The organism is Catellatospora aurea (assembly GCF_042663325.1).
GTDB classification, from domain to species: Bacteria; Actinomycetota; Actinomycetes; order Mycobacteriales; family Micromonosporaceae; genus Catellatospora; species Catellatospora aurea.
The window spans coordinates 12,944-28,712 of record NZ_JBHTAC010000026.1; the positions used below are offsets into that span (position 1 = coordinate 12,944).

Genomic DNA, 15,769 nt, shown 5'->3' on the forward strand with positions numbered 1-15,769 from the left:
TGCGTATCTTGAGCAGTCTTTCGCCCGATTGCCAGGCGACCTTCGCGATCAAGAACGGGTCGCTGCGCTGGTGAGGGAGCTGGGCCGTTATCACTGGGGAGCGATATACTCCTTACCAGTAATAAAACGGACAGGTTCCGATGTGCCGCCAGACACCCGGTAACCCGAGATGCCGAAGTGGCCTCCTCCCATGTACCGTATGACCCACGAGAGATGTCTGACGTCATCGGGGCCCGCCTTCGGGTAGCCCCGTCATTCATGTGCGAGGGGGTCGGCCATGGGGCGCGGCCGAGCTAAGGCCAAGCAGACTAAGGTGGCCCGGGAGTTGAAGTACCACTCCCCGAACACCGACCTCGCCGCCTTGCAGCGCGAGCTTGCCGGTAGCGAGCTCAGCAGCGGCAGCGGCAGTGCTGTTGTCGAGGACCAGCGAGACGACGACGAGCCGGATCCGTACGACCCGTACGGGAACTATGCCGTCGACGACGACGATGACGACGACGGTAAGGACTGGACCCCCCGCCGCTGACTTCCTGAACGGCCTCCGCCTCAGCGCGGCCGGTTGTTCCAGTTGAAGAAGGTCGGGATGTTCTCGAAGTGGTTCCAGGCGCAGACGGCGCTGCTGTCTGCGCCTGGCACTTCGGAACGGGCCAGTCTCGCCAGGCGGGCTTCCTCCAGCAGGGGAGCCAACTCGCCACGCGCGTCGCGGATCCGGTCATCAAGGGTGTCGGACATGGTCGAGCACTCCCTCCAGTAGGTTGATCTTGCTGTTGCGGCAGTGCTCGGTCTCCGTACCGTCGAACCGTCCGTGCTCGAAGTACCTGTTGGCGGCGTGCCCGCCGCCGCAGAAGCCGAAGTACGCGCAGGTGTCGCGGCATGCCTCCACCCCGGTGAGGAACTCCGGCACCCAGCTCGTGCGCCCTGGCTCGGCCAGCAGCGACGACAGCGGCGTGTGCAGCACGTTGCCGCTGCTGAAGTCGCCGTGCTCCGGGTCGCGGAAACCCGCCAGCTCCGGCGAGAGCAGCACCACCGCGCCGTCGTGGCCGACGGTCGGGATCGGGTCCAGCTCAGCCGGCAGCAGGTCGCCCGACGTGCCGTCCAGCACCGCGCCCAGGTAGCGCAGACTCCACTCCAGCTCGCGGACGTGAATCCGCGGGTCGGCCCGCCACGCCGCGACCAGCTCGGCCCAGAACGCCCGCACCGACTCCGGATCATGGGAGTTGGGACGCTCGTTGACCCCCTCGCGTTCCTCGATGTTGACGCCCAGCGTGTCGCAGCCCAGCTCTAGGAAGTACTCGTAGAGCCGGGCCGCCACGCCCGGCCGCGGGTCGCCGACCACGCACAGCGCGGCGAAGGACTGCCCGTGCCGGCGCAGCGTGGCGATCCCCCGTGCGATCCGGTCGTACGCGGGCCGCCCCGCACGTGACACCCGGCTCGTATTGAGCTCCTCCGGCCCGTCCACGCTCACGCTCACCCGCACCCCGCGCGCGGCGAAGAACTCGCACCAGGCGTCGTCCAGCAGCGTCGCGTTGGTCTGCACGTGCTGCTCCACGGCCGGGCCGAACGGGGCCATCAGCGCCCCCAGATGGTCCCTGCCGGCCGCCAGGGGCTCACCCCCGTGCCACACCACCGAGAAGCGGTCGCGAGCCGCCCAGGCGTTCGCGTCGGTCGCCACGGCACGCGCCACCTCGACCGGCATCCGGCGGTCCTGGGCGCGCAGGGGCAGGTAGCAGTAGACGCAGTCCAGGTTGCACAGGGTCGTGGGCTGCATCACCACGTATGCCGGCACCCGGGACACCCCGCGCATGCCGTTGACGGTGGCCACCTGACCATTCCAGCAAACCGTGCCGACTCCTGTCTCCCCTCTCCCACCTCGTGCGCCCCGACACGCCACGGGAGGGGGTTCCCGCATACGACGGACGCCCCCCGGAGATTCCGGGGGGCGTCCGTCGTTCACGATCATCGGTGCTCAGTCGTCGAGCCAGTCGAGCCGCCGGTTGTCCCGGTTGCTGCGGCGGTCGTCGTTGTAGCCGCCGCCCTGCTGGCCGTAGCCGCCACCCTGGGCTCCGTACGGGTCCTGCTGCTGGCCGTAGCCGGCCTGCTGGGCGCCGTACGGGTCCTGCTGCTGGCCGTAGCCGGCACCCTGGGCGCCGTACGGGTCCTGCTGGCCGTAACCGCCGCCCTGCTGCTGGCCGTAGCCGGCCTGCTGCGCGCCGTACGGGTCCTGCTGGCCGTAGCCGGCCTGCTGCTGACCGTAGGAGTCCTGGCCATAGCCCTGCTGCTGGCCGTAGCCGGCCTGCTGGTCGTAGGAGCTGCCGCCTGAGGTCGGGCCCGCGTAGTGCGTGGGCTCGTCGTACTGGCCCTGGTAGCCGCCCTGCTGCTGGCCGTAGCCGGCCTGCTGGCCGTAACCCTGCTGCTGGCCGTAACCGGCCTGCTGGCCGTAGCCCTGGTCGTAGTTGGGCTGGCCGCCGCTGTAACCGGACGTCGGGGTGGTCGAGCCGTAGGCGTCGTTGCCGCCGTAGCCGGACGTCGGCGCGGGGCTGCCGTAACCGCTCGTCGGGGCCGGGTTGCCGTAACCGGAGGTCGGCGCGGGGCTGCCGTAACCGCTGGTCGGCGCGACCGGGGAGCCGCCGTAGGCGCCGCCGGCCGGGGCGTCGTAGCCGCCGTACTGCTGGGTCGGCTGGGCGGGCGAGCCGTAACCGCCGCCGTACTGCTGCGTCGGCTGGGCCGGGGCGCCGTAGGGCTGCTGCGGGCCGCGCTGGGCGGGCACGCCGCCGTACTCGCCGGGGCGGTGCATCACGGTCGCGTCGGCACCGCCGGGTCGGGCCACCATGGTCGGGTCGGCCGGGCGGCCGTACGCGCCGCCACCGCCCCCGCCGCCGTAGACGCCGGCTCCGGCGCCCGCACGAGCGGGCTGGGCCGCGGGACGCACCGGACGGCCGCGCACCGGCTCGTCGTCGTCATCGTCGTCGTCATCATCGTCATCGTCGTCGTCGTTGCCGCGCTTCATCACGAGCAGGACGATCGCGCCGATGCCCAGGGCGACGAGCAGGCCGCCCAGGATGATCATGACCCAGGTCATCGTGCCGAGACCCGAGTCCTCCTCGTTGTTGGAGGCCGGATCGGTCTCGACGGTCTCGCCGCCGTCACCCGACTCCTCGGGGGCCGCGCTCTCCTCGGCCGTCGGCGTGACCTCGGCCGTCGGCGAGGCGGTGGCGTTCACGTCGACCATCGAGACGTTGATGTCGGTCTTCGACTGCCCGGGGCCGAGGTTCACCGAGACGGACTTCATCTTGTACGGGTCCTTCTGGACCGTGATGACGATGAGGCCGGGCTCGATCGGAACGGAAGTCGTGGGGGTGAAGGTGAAAGTGCCGGAAGAACCCGTCGTCTTGGTGGGGAAGGTCCGGCCACTGTCGTCCGACAGCGCGACGAGCGCCCCGCTGATCGGGTCACCGGTCTTCTGGTCCCGCACGATGCCGGAGATCTTGCCGGTGGTCTCCGGTGCCTGAACAGCCGCCTGCAGGTTGACCGTGGCTGTGTCATTCTTGCCATCGGCGCTGACCGTGATCTGGACCTTGTCGCCCGAGGCGGGATCCCCTGAAACCGTGAGCTTGAACTCGAACGACTTCGTGCCGTCGGGTAGGACGGTGGTATCCGCCGCGACCGAGCACTGAGTGCACTCGACCTTGGAACTGTTGTCGCTGGCGGTGATCTCGCCTAGGCCGGGGCTACTGCCGTTCTTGACCGTTCCCTTGACGGTGATCGTGTCGCCCTTCTTGGCAGACGACGGGAACGAATCGATGTTGACAGTTGCAGCCTGCGCATTCGCGGGAGCGGAGACGCCGACGAGAGTGCCGAGTGACACCATCGCTACCACTCCGACGCGTGCCAACCAGGACCGTCGCTGGGTAGTCACGGCCACCGCCTTCCAAGCTCCTCGATATCCCACAGCGATCGGGGTGTGGGGGGCGCTGCGGGAATACACCGACCGCAACTATGCCTTGCGAAGCAAGGATTGCGCGACCCAGGGCCGCCACAAAGTGAGCCGCAGTCATCTTGTATCGTCCGCTTATGTCCCCCTCGCCGGAAATCTCCCCCGCCGTCAGCACCGCCCTGGACTGCCTGGCCAACGGCCGGACTCCGGAACGTTTGACGCTCCGCGATGCGGTTAGGGCATTGTTGGCACATCTTGCGGCCACGGCGCCTGGCCGTTCGGTGGAGGTGCGGGTTCCCCCTTATGGCGCGATTCAGTGCGTCGAGGGACCGAGGCACACGAGAGGAACGCCACCGAACCTCGTCGAGACCGATCCGGTCACGTTTCTTCAGCTCGCCGCCGGAAGGGTGGATTGGGCGTCCGCGGTGGCGGATGGGCGGATTCGGGCCAGTGGCATTCGTTCCGACATCAGCGCTTTCTTCCCGATCGTGTAGCCATCCGGCCTGCGCATCCGTTATTCAGTCACGTAGCACACAGCCCGGCCACCGGGGTGCCCACCCTGCCGGGTCACGTACACTGAGCTGCGGCGGCGATCGCCGCCGGACGCCGACACACACCACCGATGCCGGCTCACCGAGCAGGGCATCTAGGCAGCTACTGAAGCGACAAGCGCAAGGAGCAACAGGGTGCCCCGAGGCGACGGCCGGTTGAGCCACGAACTCGACCCCCACCGGCCAGGCCCGCAAGACGCATGTGGCGTCTTCGGTGTCTGGGCCCCTGGTGAAGAGGTTGCCAAACTCACCTACTTCGGCCTGTACGCGCTGCAGCACCGCGGCCAGGAGGCCGCCGGCATCGCGGTCAGCGACGGTTCCGGCGTGGTGGTCTACAAGGACGTCGGCCTGGTCGCCCAGGTCTTCGACGAGCCGACCCTGGCCAGCCTGCGCGGGCACCTCGCGATCGGGCACGCCCGCTACTCGACCACCGGCGACTCGACCTGGGAGAACTCCCAGCCCACGCTGCAGTCGACCAGTTCGGGCACCACGATCGCGCTGGCCCACAACGGCAACCTGGTGAACACCGCCGACCTGGCCCGCCGCGCCGCCGACCTCGGCATGGACAGCCGCGGTTCCACCAACGACACCAGCCTGGTGACGATGCTGCTGGCCGGGCACCCGGACCTGTCGGTCGAGGCCGCCGCGATGGAGGTGCTGCCGACCGTCGAGGGCGCGTTCAGCTTCGTCTTCATGGACGAGAACACCCTCTACGCGGCGCGCGACCACCACGGCGTGCGGCCGCTGGTGCTGGGCCGCCTGGAGCGCGGCTGGGTCGTCGCGAGCGAGCAGGCCGCGCTGGACATCGTCGGCGCGTCCGTGGTCCGCGAGGTCGAGCCCGGCGAGCTGATCGCCATCGACGAGTACGGGCTGCGCTCCTCGCGCTTCGCCGCCCCGGACCCCAAGGGCTGCCTGTTCGAGTACGTCTACCTGGCCCGGCCGGACGCGACCATCAACGGCCGCAACATGTACTCGACCCGGGTGGAGATCGGCCGCAAGCTGGCCGCCGAGCACCCGGTCGACGCCGACCTGGTCATCCCCGTGCCCGAGTCGGGCACCCCGGGCGCGATCGGCTACGCCGAGGCCTCCGGCATCCCCTACGGCCAGGGCCTGATGAAGAACGCCTACGTCGGGCGCACCTTCATCCAGCCCTCCCAGACCATCCGCGCGCTCGGCGTGCGCCTCAAGCTCAACCCGTTGCGCGACAACGTGCGGGGCAAGCGCCTCGTCGTGGTCGACGACTCCATCGTGCGCGGCACCACGCAGCGCGCCATCGTGCGCATGCTGCGCGAGGCGGGCGCGCTGGAGGTGCACGTGCGCATCTCCTCTCCGCCGGTGAAGTGGCCGTGTTTCTACGGCATCGACTTCGCGACCGGCGCCGAACTGCTGGCGAACGGCATGGACATGGAGGGCATCCGCCGCTCCATCGGTGCCGACTCGCTCGGCTACGTGTCGCTCGAAGGGCTCATCGCTGCGTCCGAGCAGCCGAAGAACCGCCTGTGCCGGGCCTGCTTCGACGGCGAATACCCGATCAAGCTGCCGGCCAGCAACCTGATCGGCAAGCACGTGCTCGAAGGGGTCGGCCGCCGGGTCGAGTCCGACGAGCTCAGCGGCGACCAGGCCGCAGCCCCGTCCACGGAGCTGAGCCGGTCTTAGTACCACTCGTCACGGCACCACCGACCCTTCCCTGAACGGTGCCGCGCACAAAGAGGAGAAATACCGTGACCCACGTGACCGAGCGCCCCGTGTCCGGGCAACCGGAGAACGGGAACCGTCAGCTGTGGACGGCGGAGGGCAGCACCAACCGCCGCCGCACCGTGACCTACGCCGACGCGGGCGTGTCGATCCACGCCGGTGACAAGGCCGTGGAGATGCTGAAGGACAAGGTCGCGCGTACGCACCGGCCCGAGGTCCTGGGCGGGCTCGGTGGTTTCTCCGGCCTGTTCAAGCTCGACACCTCGAAGTACAAGAGCCCGGTGCTGGCCTCGTCGACCGACGGCGTGGGCACCAAGCTGGCCATCGCGCAGCAGATGAACATCCACGACACGGTCGGCATCGACCTGGTCGCGATGGTCGTCGACGACCTGGTCGCCTGTGGTGCCGAGCCGCTGTTCCTGCTCGACTACATCGCCTGCGGCGAGGTCGTGCCGGACCGGATCGCCGAGATCGGCGCGGGTATCGCGGACGGCTGCCGTTACGCCGGGTGCGCACTGCTCGGCGGCGAGACCGCCGAGCACCCCGGCCTGATGCGCCCGGACGAGTACGACCTCTCGGCCAACGGTGTCGGTGTCGTCGAGGAGGACATGATCCTCGGCGCCGAGCGGGTGCAGCCCGGTGACGTCGTCATCGCCATGCGCTCCTCCGGCCTGCACTCCAACGGCTACTCGCTGGTCCGCCACGTGCTGCTCGGCCAGGCCCGGCTGAAGCTCGACTCGGTCATCGAGGACCTGGGCGACCAGCGCACCCTCGGCGAGGAGCTGCTGACCCCGACCAAGATCTACGCCAAGGACTGCCTGAGCCTGATCGCCGAGTGCGACGTGCGCGCCTTCGCCCACGTCACCGGCGGCGGCATCCCCGGCAACCTGGTCCGCGTCCTCCCCAAGCACCTGGACGCGACGGTCAACCGCTCCACCTGGGCCCCCCAGCCCATCTTCGACCTGATCCAGCGCAAGGGCCGCATCGATCAGCACGACCTGGAGTCGACCTTCAACATGGGCGTCGGCATGTTCGCCGTCGTCTCCGCCGCCGACGCCGACCGCGCCATGGCCCTCCTCACGGGCCGCGGCGTCGAGTGCTGGCACGTCGGCGACATCATCGAAGGCACCGGCCAGGTCCACATGCTCGGCTCCCACACCCGCGGCTAACCCCCGCCCCTCTCACCACCGCACCACCCAAGATCGCGACGATTCTTGCGCGAGCTGCGGGGATGACACGCCCGAACAGGGCATATCCCCAACGGTTCACGCAAGATCGTCGCGATCTTGCTTTGGGGCGGGCGGTTCGCGGGGTTGGGTCAGGGGAGCCAGGTGGTCAGGGAGGCTCGCAGGGCTGCGGGGTCGAGGCCGTGGTGGCGGGCGTGGTCGGTGGGGGTGCCGTAGGAGTGGAGGTCGCGGCGGGTCACGCCGAGGCTGAGGAGGCGGTGGGGGCGGTCGGCCAGGGCCGACGACACCACGTGGGCCGAGGTGCCGGCCAGGTAGGGCTCGATCAGGGCAACGTTGCCGGAATGAGCGAGAGCGCGTAGGCCGGTGGTGTCGAAGGGGCGGGGGGTGTGGGTGTACGCCACGGTGACGTCCAGGCCCCGGGTCGCCTCCAGGACGGGGGCGAGCATCGGGCCGACCGCTACGACCAGGGCCTTCGTGCCATGGCGCACGGGGCGCAGCAGGTGCGCGTCGGCGTACGCGATGTCGTTGGTCTGGGTGGACAGGCGCAGGTAGACCGGATCGTCGTGGGCAGCGGCCGCGGTGAGCAGCGGGGCGACCTCGCCGGGGTGGCCGGGGACGTGCACGGTCCAGCCGGGCAGGGTGTCGATGAGCTGCACGTCCATCGGTGACATGTGGGTGTAGCCCGCGGAGGAGCCGTCGTAGGACGCGCCGACGCTGACCAGGATCGCGCCCGTGCCCTGGTGGGCCAGGTCGAGTTTGATCTGCTCGTAGGCGCGGTCGACCAGGAAGGTCGCGTAGCTGTGCGCGATGGGGCGCAGCCCGGTCAGGGCCAGGCCGCCCGCGACTCCGATCATGAGCTGTTCGCGGATGCCGACGTTGAGGATCCGGTCGGGGTGTTTGAGCGCCGCCTCCTCGAACGCGGCGACCGAGATGTCGGCCAACACCAGGGCGGTGCGGGGGTCCTCCTCGATCAGCGTGGTGGCCGTGTCGATGAACGCCTGCCTCATGATCAGCTCCCCTTCGTCTCGACGACCGCCACGACCACGTGCGGCGCGCCTTCCCTGGCCTGGCCCAACCCGGCCGCGACGGCGTCGTGGTCGCGCCCGTCGACGGTGACCGCCGTCCACCCGTGCACCGCGAACCGGGACGCGATGCCGCCCGGCCAGCCGTGCGAGGCGCTCCGGTTGTCGATCACGATGGCGGTGACCGCGTCGAGGCCGGTGGCGCCCGCGTAAGCGATCGCCTCGTGATTGCTGCCCTCGTCGAGTTCCGCATCGCCGAGCAGGACGTACACCCTCGGTTCCAGCCGACCCTGGGCCCGCAGGCCGAGTGCGGTGCCCACGCCCAGGCCGAGGCCGTGCCCGAGCGAGCCGGAGCTGATCTCCACGCCGGGCACGCGCAGCCGGTCCGGGTGGTGGCCGAGCGGGCTGTCCGCGCCGGCCAGATCATCGAGCCAGCCGTCCGGGAAGAAGCCCTTCGCGGCGAGCACCGCGTAGTACGCGGCCGGCCCGTGCCCCTTGGAGAGCAGGAACCGGTCCCGGTCGGGGTCGTCGAGCCGGCGCGGGTCCACCCGCAGCACCCGGTCGTAGAGCACCCAGAGCACGTCCAGGGTCGAGAACGCGCTCGGCGCGTGCTTCTCGTCCCCGGTCAACCGCCGCAGCAGCGGCTCGACATCCAGCACCGTCATGGGAGTAGCCTGCAAGTTCAAGTGCACTTGAACTCAAGTACGGGGGATGCGTGAAACCGGTGACGCTCACCATCGGCGAGCTGTCGGCCCGCAGCGGGGTGGCCCCGTCGGCGCTGCGCTTCTATGAGGAACGCGGGCTGATCCGCTCCACCCGCACCAGCGGCAACCAGCGGCGGTACGAGCGCAGCGAGCTGCGCCGCGTCTCGTTCATCCGGATCGCGCAGCAGGTCGGGGTGTCCCTGGAACGGATCGGCGACGCACTGAAGGAGCTGCCCGAGGGCCGTACGCCCACCAAGGCCGACTGGACCCGGCTTTCGGCGCGCTGGCGCTCCGAACTCGACGACCGGATCGCGCTGATGGAACGGCTGCGCGACACGCTCGACGGGTGCATCGGCTGCGGCTGCCTTTCCCTGCAGTCCTGCCGGCTCTACAACCCGGGCGACGAACTCGCCGCACAGGGCTCCGGCCCGCGCAAACTGCTGGGCTGACCCCCGGCCGTGCCGCTCGCACCCGATCGGGCGTCGCTTATGGACTGCGGATGTTCATCGATGCGCCTACCTTGTCGGAATGACCCTCGTCGAACTCCCGAAGTCCGCGGCAGGCGCCATGCCGCCGTCGTCACAGCGCGGCCTGCACCGGCTGATGATGGGAGCGGTGGCGTTGCTGCTCCTGCTGGGCGTCACCTTCGGGCTGGCCGAGTACTACTACGCCAGTGTGCCCATCCCGCGGGAGAAGCCGGGCTCCACCCAGGTGCGGGCGGAGAACCTGCGGCCAGGCGTCGCCGATGTGCTCGTGGCGGCCGTGGACCCGGATTTCCACCAGCAGTCCGGTGAGATCATGTGGCCGTCGACCTACCTCACCAAGCGGTACACGGTCGTCGCGATGGGGACGTCGTGGGATGACCTGGACAGCTGGCGGGTGCGGGTCGGCGCGCACAAGCTGGAGGGCTGGTACACGAAGGCCCAGCTGCTCGACTTCTACCTCAACACCGCGCACTACGGCCAGGGCGCGATCGGGCTCGTCGACGCCTCGATGCTGTACTTCGGCAAGCACCCGCGCGACCTCACCGTCACCGAGGCGGCGCTGCTCGGGGTGCACCTCGACCCGGACCCGGGTGACGTCGCGGCCGCCTGGAACCGGGTGCTCGACACCATGGTCGAACACGGCTGGCTGACCGCGGGCGAGCGCGCTCGCCTGGTGATCCCCAAGACGATCCAGCGGTGAGCGGGCGGCGGCTGCGGCCCCGTGACCGCAGCCGCCGCACCGGGGTTCAGAGCGTGGCCGCCAGGCGTGCCAGCTCCTGGTCACCGATCCGGACGTAGATCCAACTGTCCCCCAGATCGCGTCGCAGCTCGCTGATCGTCATCCCCGCCGGGAGCGTCAGCCGGAACGTGAAGAACGCATAGGGGTGGCCTCGGTCGGCGTCGCATCGCACCCACTGCTGCGCGCCCTCGGCACAGGTTTCGCCCGCGACCCGCGGCGCGCTCGCCGCCTCGCCCACGACCGTCACCCCGGGCGCGTTCGCCACCGACACCAGCACCGTCACCGGGGCGAGCGCCGACGACACGCGTTCGACGGTCACCCTCACCTCGACCTGGGTGCCGCCGCCGGAAATCGGGCTGACGTCCGGGCGGGACAGCACCGCGTTCTGCGGCACCAGATCCGTGTCCGCCATGAACGAGGGCGAGCCGCCCGACTGTGCGAACGCCGAGCCGTTCCAGCGGTACGAGCGCCACTGGTACAGCCCGATCGGCCCGCCCGACAGGTCGCTGTAGGTCGTCTCCAGGTTGCCCACCTCGACCTGGATCTCGCCGGACGAGTCTCCGGCCAGCTTCGTGATCCGCTCGACCGTCATCGGAGTCTGCTGCGGTGGCAGCGCGAGCGGCGTCTCGACCTGCACGACCACCCCGAGTGTGGTGAACCCGTCGCGGTCGCGGCGGAAGGCGACCACCTGGCCCAGCGGGATCTCACCGGGACGGCAGTAGATGAGGGCGACCTGCTCCGGCGTGCCGTCGGCGTCGAGGTCGGTCTGCACGGCGCTGTCGATCCAGACCTTCGCACCGGCCTTGCCGTCCCGGAACTGCTTCGGCCCGGTTGGGCAGTCCTCGCCGGAGACCTTCCGGGCGGGCAGGTCCAGCACCGCGTCCGCCAGCCCGTGCAGCGCGCCGCCGGTCGCGACCGGAAGCGGCGAAGGGTCGGTCGTGGGGCTGGGACTCGCCGTCGGCGAGGTGCCGGCAGTGTTCCCGGGGGTCGGCCCCGTCGGCCCCGGCCCACCCAGCGCGCTGATCGCGACACCGCCCACCAGCACCGCGACCAGCGCGCTCGCGGCGACGCCGACGGAGCGGGCCCGCTTGCGGTGCCGGACCGTGGCGTACGCCGCCGCGGTGCCCGTCGGCCGGATCAGCGGATCGGTGTCGGCGCGGTAAGAGTCCACCGCGGACCACAGGACGTCGTCGTGCTCGTACTCAGACATGATCGTGCTCCTTCCGGGCCTCGGTGAGCTGGGCGGCGAGCGCGGCCCGGCCGCGGTGCAGCCAGGACTTGACGGTGCCTTCGGCGACGTCCTCCTGCTCGGCGATCTCCGCGACGGTGAGCTGGGCGATGTAGAACAGCACGCACGCGCGCCGATGCACGTCGGGCAGCGCGGCCAGAGCTTGGGTGAGCGCCACCCGGTCCGGTCCCGGGGCGGGCACGTGCTCCTCGCGCTGGCGGCGCAGGAAGTTCAGCGCGGTACGGCGGCGTCGCCACCCGCTGGTCGCGAGGTTCCAGGCGACCCGGCGCACCCACGCGGGCGGGTCGCCGTACTGCGCGATCGTGTCCCATCGGGCCAGCGCCCGCACGAACGCCTCCTGCACCATGTCCTGCGCCTCGCTCAGGTTCCCGAGGTATGCGTTGAGCTGCAGGGTGAGGCTGTGGAAATGCGCGGCGTAGCACTCCTCGAAATCGACCCGGCGGCCCGGACCGTCGTCACGATAAGGGGCCATCGATCCCCGTTCTCCCCTCCTGGCGGGCCCCGTCGGCCCGTCGCGACATCACGCCGCATACGCCCTGAAGGTTGCGAAGATCTTTCCGAGCCGGGGCCCCCGACGCACCATGATCGTTCGACTTGCCCGGCACCTGGCCGAATGGGGGTTCAAGATACGCACGACTGCCAGCCAAGTCCAACGATCATGGGGGTCCCGGCGGCGGAAACGACGCGGGTGCCGTTTCCGCTGCGGACAGCGGAAACGGCACCCGGATCAGATGGTGCTTGGGGTCAGCCCTCGGTGCGGCGGCCCTCGTCGTCGGCCTGCGCGACCTCGCCGGGCTGCTCGGCCGGCTCGCCCTCGGCGAGCAGCGCCGCCGGAGCCTCGACCAGCACGGTCTCGGTGACCTCGACACCCGCCGCGGTCTCGACCACGGCCAGCGTCTCGACCACGGTCACGGTCTCGACCGCCGGTGCGGCGGCCGCGCCCGGCTCGTTCGAGCCGAACAGCCGCGGCAGCGTGCCGGTGAAGGCCTCACGCAGCTCGGCCTGCGACACCGTGAACCGGCCCGCCTCGCCGTGGCCGATGACCGTCAGGTCCGCGCCCTCGTCCTCGACCTGGCCCAGGATCGTCGCCGGCAGCTCGTGCTCGGCCAGCAGCGTCTCGAACGCCTGGCGGTGGCCGACCGGCACGGAGATCAGCACCCGGCCCGCCGACTCGCTGAACAGCGACACGAACGGCTCGATGTCGACCGGCAGGGTCACCGTCGCGCCCATGCCCTTGCGCAGCACCGACTCGACCAGCGCCTGGCCGAGGCCGCCGTCGGACAGGTCGTGCGCCGAGCGGACCAGGCCGGTCTCGGCGGCCTTCTGCATGAAGCCGGCGATGGCCTGCTCCCGCGCGAAGTCGACCTTCGGCGGGCGGCCGCCCAGGTGCCGGTGCGCGACCCAGGCCCACTCGGAGCCGGACAGCTCCAGGCCGGTCTCGCCCAGCAGCACCAGCACGTCACCGGTGTGGCTGAAGCCCATCGGGATGCGCTGCGCCGTGTTCTCCAGCACGCCGAGCACACCCACGACCGGGGTCGGGTGGATCGCCACCGCGCCGGTCTGGTTGTAGAAGCTGACGTTGCCGCCGGTCACCGGGATGCCCAGCTCCTGGCAGCCGTCGGCGATGCCGCGCACGGCCTCCGCGAACTGCCACATGACCGCCGGGTCCTCCGGCGAGCCGAAGTTGAGGCAGTCGGTGACGGCGACCGGCTCGGCGCCGGTCACGGCCACGTTGCGGTACGCCTCGGCCAGGGCCAGCTTCGCGCCCTCGTACGGGTCGAGGCGGGCGAAGCGGGAGTTGCAGTCCAGCGACAGCGCGACGCCGAGACCGGTCTCCTCGTCGAGGCGGACGATGCCGGAGTCCTCCGGCTGTGCCAGCACGGTGTTGCCCAGCACGTAGCGGTCGTACTGCTCGGTCACCCAGCTGCGGTCCGACAGGTTCGGCGACGCGGCGAGCTTGAGCAGCGTGTCCTTGAGCTGGAAGTCGTGGTGCGGGCGGGGCAGCGTCTCCGCGCGGTCGGCCTGCAGCAGGATCAGGTCCGCGGGCTCACGCAGCGGCCGGGCGTACACCGGGCCGTCGTCGGCGAGGCTGCCCGGAGGCACGTCCACCACGGTCTCGCCGTGGAAGGTGATCCGGACCCGGCCGGTGTCGGTCACGGTGCCGATCGGCGTGGCGATGACGCCCCACAGCTGGGCGATGCCGAGCACCGCGTCCAGCTTGGCCGGCTCCACGATGAAGAGCATGCGCTCCTGCGACTCGCTGGCCAGGATCTCGTGCGGCTCCATCGAGGCCTCACGCAGGTGGACCTTCTCCAGCTGGATGTCCATGCCGGTGCCCGCCGACGCGGCGGTCTCGGTGAGCGCGCAGGTCAGGCCCGCGCCGCCGAGGTCCTGCACGCCGACGATCAGCTTCGACGCGTAGAGCTCCAGGCACGACTCGATGAGCAGCTTCTCGGTGAACGGGTCGCCTACCTGCACGCTCGGCCGGCGCTGCTGCGACTCGTCGTCGAAGGTCGCGCTGGCCAGCACCGACACGCCGCCGATGCCGTCGCGGCCGGTCTTCGCGCCCATCAGCACCACGATGTTGCCGGGGCCGTCGGCCTCCTTGCGCTGCAGGCCGTCGACCGGCAGCACCCCGAGGCTGAGCGCGTTGACCAGCGGGTTGCCCTGGTAGCACTCGTCGAAGAAGACCTCGCCGCCGACGTTGGGCAGGCCCAGGCAGTTGCCGTAGCCGCCGACGCCCGCGACGACGCCCGGCAGCACCCGCTGGGTGTCCGGGTGGTCGGCCGCGCCGAAGCGCAGCGAGTCCATCACCAGGATCGGGCGGGCGCCCATGGCGAGGATGTCGCGCACGATGCCACCGACACCGGTCGCCGCGCCCTGGTAGGGCTCGACGAACGACGGGTGGTTGTGCGACTCGACCTTGAAGGTGACCGCGATCTTCTCGTTGATCTGGATGACACCGGCGTTCTCGCCCATGCCGGCCAGCATCCGGTCCGACGGCGGAGCCTTCTCGCCGAACTGGCGCAGGTGCACCTTGCTCGACTTGTACGAGCAGTGCTCGCTCCACATGATCGAGTACATGGCCAGCTCGGACTGGGTCGGCCGGCGGCCCAGGATCTGCTTGATCCGCTGGTACTCGTCGTCCTTGAGGCCCAGCTCCAGGTAGGGCTGCAGCTCGTCCGGCGTCGCCTCGGCGTTCTTCACCGAGTCGATCGAGATGTCGTTCATGCTGCCGCCTTAGCGTCGGCCAGGTGCTTGAGCACCGACGAGAAGAATCCGAGGCCGTCCAGGGACGGGCCGGTCAGCGCCTCGACCGCGTGCTCCGGGTGGGGCATGATGCCCAGCACGTTGCCGGCCTCGTTGCGGATGGCCGCGATGTCGCGGGTCGAGCCGTTCGGGTTGCCGCGGATGTAGCGCGCGACGATCTGGCCGTTGGCCTCCAGCTCGTCCAGCGTGCGCCGATCGGCGACGTAGCAGCCCTCGCCGTTCTTCACCGGGATCAGGATCTCCTGCCCCTCGGTGAAGTGGTTGGTCCACGCCGTCGAGGAGTTCTCCATGCGCAGCCACTGGTCGCGGTTGCGGAAGTGCAGGTGCTGGTTGCGGGTCAGGGCGCCGGGCAGCAGGTGGGCCTCGCAGAGGATCTGGAAGCCGTTGCAGATGCCCATGACCGGCATGCCCCCGCGGGCGGCGTCGGCGATCGTCTCCATCACCGGCGCGAACCGGGCGATCGCGCCGCAGCGCAGGTAGTCACCGTAGGAGAAGCCGCCCGGGAGCACCACGGCGTCGACGCCGTGCAGGTCCGGGTCGGCGTGCCAGAGCCGCACGACCTCGGCTCCGGAGATGCGCGCGGCACGGGCCGCGTCCCCGTCGTCCAGCGAACCGGGGAAGGTCACCACACCGATCTTGCTCATGCTGCTTCGACTACCCGGATCTCGTAGTCCTCGATGACCGGGTTGGCGAGGAGCTTGTCCGCGATCTCGCGAGCCCTCTCCAGGTCGGCATCTCCAGCGAAATCGATCTCCACACGACGACCGATACGCACTGAGGCGACGTCATTGACGCCCAGGCGGGGCAGCGCGTTCGCGACGGCCTGCCCCTGCGGGTCGAGGATCTCGGGCTTAAGCATGACGTCAACCACGACGCGAGCCACGGGGAAACTCCTGACTTTTTTCTATGTCTGCCTGTCCGCCACGGGCATGC

General features: G+C 70.3%; 16 protein-coding genes. 6 read left to right on the top strand and 10 right to left on the bottom strand.

Annotation, left to right across the window (positions count from 1 at the left end):
* The first annotated feature begins 277 nt into the window (after positions 1 to 277).
* Positions 278 to 526, top strand: a complete 249-nt coding sequence (locus ACFQO7_RS23295) for a DUF3073 domain-containing protein (RefSeq protein WP_203697521.1) — start codon at positions 278 to 280, stop codon at positions 524 to 526.
* Positions 527 to 546: 20 nt separating this feature from the next.
* On the opposite strand, the gene amcA is transcribed toward ACFQO7_RS23295, so the two are convergent.
* From amcA to ACFQO7_RS23310, 3 genes are all read right to left on the bottom strand, one after another.
* Entirely contained in the window at positions 547 to 732 is a 186-nt protein-coding gene (gene amcA, locus ACFQO7_RS23300) for a multiple cyclophane-containing RiPP AmcA (protein ID WP_361055530.1), read from the bottom strand.
* Entirely contained in the window at positions 716 to 1,804 is a 1,089-nt protein-coding gene (amcB, locus tag ACFQO7_RS23305) for a cyclophane-forming radical SAM peptide maturase AmcB (RefSeq protein WP_376808409.1), read from the bottom strand. Before amcB ends, amcA begins: the two co-directional genes overlap by 17 nt.
* A gap of 162 nt (positions 1,805 to 1,966) precedes the next feature.
* On the bottom strand, positions 1,967 to 3,868 hold the full coding sequence (locus ACFQO7_RS23310; protein WP_376808346.1) for a carboxypeptidase-like regulatory domain-containing protein: 1,902 nt from the start codon (positions 3,866 to 3,868) through the stop codon (positions 1,967 to 1,969).
* A gap of 203 nt (positions 3,869 to 4,071) precedes the next feature.
* Here ACFQO7_RS23310 and ACFQO7_RS23315 point away from each other — a divergent pair, with 203 nt between their 5' ends.
* The 3 genes from ACFQO7_RS23315 (at position 4,072) to purM (ending at position 7,349) form a co-directional block, all read left to right on the top strand.
* Entirely contained in the window at positions 4,072 to 4,428 is a 357-nt protein-coding gene (locus tag ACFQO7_RS23315; protein ID WP_361055536.1) for a sterol carrier family protein, read from the top strand.
* 192 nt (positions 4,429 to 4,620) lie between these two features.
* A complete protein-coding gene (gene purF / locus ACFQO7_RS23320; RefSeq protein WP_360523016.1) occupies positions 4,621 to 6,141 on the top strand; it encodes an amidophosphoribosyltransferase in 1,521 nt (506 codons plus the stop codon).
* A gap of 65 nt (positions 6,142 to 6,206) precedes the next feature.
* A complete protein-coding gene (gene purM / locus ACFQO7_RS23325) occupies positions 6,207 to 7,349 on the top strand; it encodes a phosphoribosylformylglycinamidine cyclo-ligase (RefSeq protein WP_360523019.1) in 1,143 nt (380 codons plus the stop codon).
* Positions 7,350 to 7,498: 149 nt separating this feature from the next.
* Here the strand turns inward: purM and ACFQO7_RS23330 are convergent, their stop codons facing one another.
* Together ACFQO7_RS23330 and ACFQO7_RS23335 are read right to left on the bottom strand one after the other, a co-directional pair.
* Positions 7,499 to 8,374, bottom strand: coding sequence for a transketolase family protein (locus tag ACFQO7_RS23330; RefSeq protein ID WP_376808347.1), 876 nt, complete (start codon positions 8,372 to 8,374; stop codon positions 7,499 to 7,501).
* A 2-nt stretch (positions 8,375 to 8,376) separates the two neighbouring features.
* Entirely contained in the window at positions 8,377 to 9,054 is a 678-nt protein-coding gene (locus ACFQO7_RS23335) for a transketolase (RefSeq protein WP_376808348.1), read from the bottom strand.
* Between the two features lie 50 nt (positions 9,055 to 9,104).
* Between ACFQO7_RS23335 and soxR the strand changes: the two genes are divergently transcribed.
* Both soxR and ACFQO7_RS23345 read left to right on the top strand, forming a co-directional pair.
* The gene (soxR, locus tag ACFQO7_RS23340; protein ID WP_376808349.1) at positions 9,105 to 9,542 is read left to right on the top strand and encodes a redox-sensitive transcriptional activator SoxR; all 438 of its coding nucleotides are present in this window, start codon (positions 9,105 to 9,107) and stop codon (positions 9,540 to 9,542) included.
* A gap of 79 nt (positions 9,543 to 9,621) precedes the next feature.
* Positions 9,622 to 10,278 carry a transglycosylase domain-containing protein gene (locus ACFQO7_RS23345; protein ID WP_376808350.1) on the top strand — a complete coding sequence of 219 codons (657 nt, stop codon included), beginning with the start codon at positions 9,622 to 9,624 and terminating at the stop codon, positions 10,276 to 10,278.
* A gap of 46 nt (positions 10,279 to 10,324) precedes the next feature.
* On the opposite strand, the gene ACFQO7_RS23350 is transcribed toward ACFQO7_RS23345, so the two are convergent.
* From ACFQO7_RS23350 to purS, 5 genes are all read right to left on the bottom strand, one after another.
* Entirely contained in the window at positions 10,325 to 11,527 is a 1,203-nt protein-coding gene (locus ACFQO7_RS23350; protein WP_376808351.1) for a hypothetical protein, read from the bottom strand.
* A complete protein-coding gene (locus ACFQO7_RS23355; RefSeq protein WP_376808352.1) occupies positions 11,520 to 12,038 on the bottom strand; it encodes an RNA polymerase sigma factor in 519 nt (172 codons plus the stop codon). Before ACFQO7_RS23355 ends, ACFQO7_RS23350 begins: the two co-directional genes overlap by 8 nt.
* Positions 12,039 to 12,310: 272 nt before the next feature.
* On the bottom strand, positions 12,311 to 14,797 hold the full coding sequence (purL, locus tag ACFQO7_RS23360; protein WP_376808353.1) for a phosphoribosylformylglycinamidine synthase subunit PurL: 2,487 nt from the start codon (positions 14,795 to 14,797) through the stop codon (positions 12,311 to 12,313).
* On the bottom strand, positions 14,794 to 15,480 hold the full coding sequence (gene purQ / locus ACFQO7_RS23365) for a phosphoribosylformylglycinamidine synthase subunit PurQ (protein WP_360523043.1): 687 nt from the start codon (positions 15,478 to 15,480) through the stop codon (positions 14,794 to 14,796). The genes purL and purQ overlap by 4 nt, the downstream gene beginning before the upstream one ends.
* A complete protein-coding gene (gene purS, locus ACFQO7_RS23370; protein WP_120317757.1) occupies positions 15,477 to 15,719 on the bottom strand; it encodes a phosphoribosylformylglycinamidine synthase subunit PurS in 243 nt (80 codons plus the stop codon). The genes purQ and purS overlap by 4 nt, the downstream gene beginning before the upstream one ends.
* Positions 15,720 to 15,769: the final 50 nt, after the last annotated feature.

Coding starts and splice junctions, on each gene's coding strand:
- ACFQO7_RS23315 (WP_361055536.1), top strand. CDS start 4,072: ATGTCCCCCTCGCCGGAAATCTCCCCCGCCGTCAGCACCGCCCTGGAC.
- ACFQO7_RS23345 (WP_376808350.1), top strand. CDS start 9,622: ATGACCCTCGTCGAACTCCCGAAGTCCGCGGCAGGCGCCATGCCGCCG.
- ACFQO7_RS23310 (WP_376808346.1), bottom strand. CDS start 3,868: ATGGTGTCACTCGGCACTCTCGTCGGCGTCTCCGCTCCCGCGAATGCG.
- ACFQO7_RS23355 (WP_376808352.1), bottom strand. CDS start 12,038: ATGGCCCCTTATCGTGACGACGGTCCGGGCCGCCGGGTCGATTTCGAG.
- purQ (WP_360523043.1), bottom strand. CDS start 15,480: ATGAGCAAGATCGGTGTGGTGACCTTCCCCGGTTCGCTGGACGACGGG.
- ACFQO7_RS23330 (WP_376808347.1), bottom strand. CDS start 8,374: ATGAGGCAGGCGTTCATCGACACGGCCACCACGCTGATCGAGGAGGAC.
- amcB (WP_376808409.1), bottom strand. CDS start 1,804: ATGCGCGGGGTGTCCCGGGTGCCGGCATACGTGGTGATGCAGCCCACG.
- ACFQO7_RS23335 (WP_376808348.1), bottom strand. CDS start 9,054: ATGACGGTGCTGGATGTCGAGCCGCTGCTGCGGCGGTTGACCGGGGAC.
- ACFQO7_RS23295 (WP_203697521.1), top strand. CDS start 278: ATGGGGCGCGGCCGAGCTAAGGCCAAGCAGACTAAGGTGGCCCGGGAG.
- amcA (WP_361055530.1), bottom strand. CDS start 732: ATGTCCGACACCCTTGATGACCGGATCCGCGACGCGCGTGGCGAGTTG.
- ACFQO7_RS23350 (WP_376808351.1), bottom strand. CDS start 11,527: ATGTCTGAGTACGAGCACGACGACGTCCTGTGGTCCGCGGTGGACTCT.
- purL (WP_376808353.1), bottom strand. CDS start 14,797: ATGAACGACATCTCGATCGACTCGGTGAAGAACGCCGAGGCGACGCCG.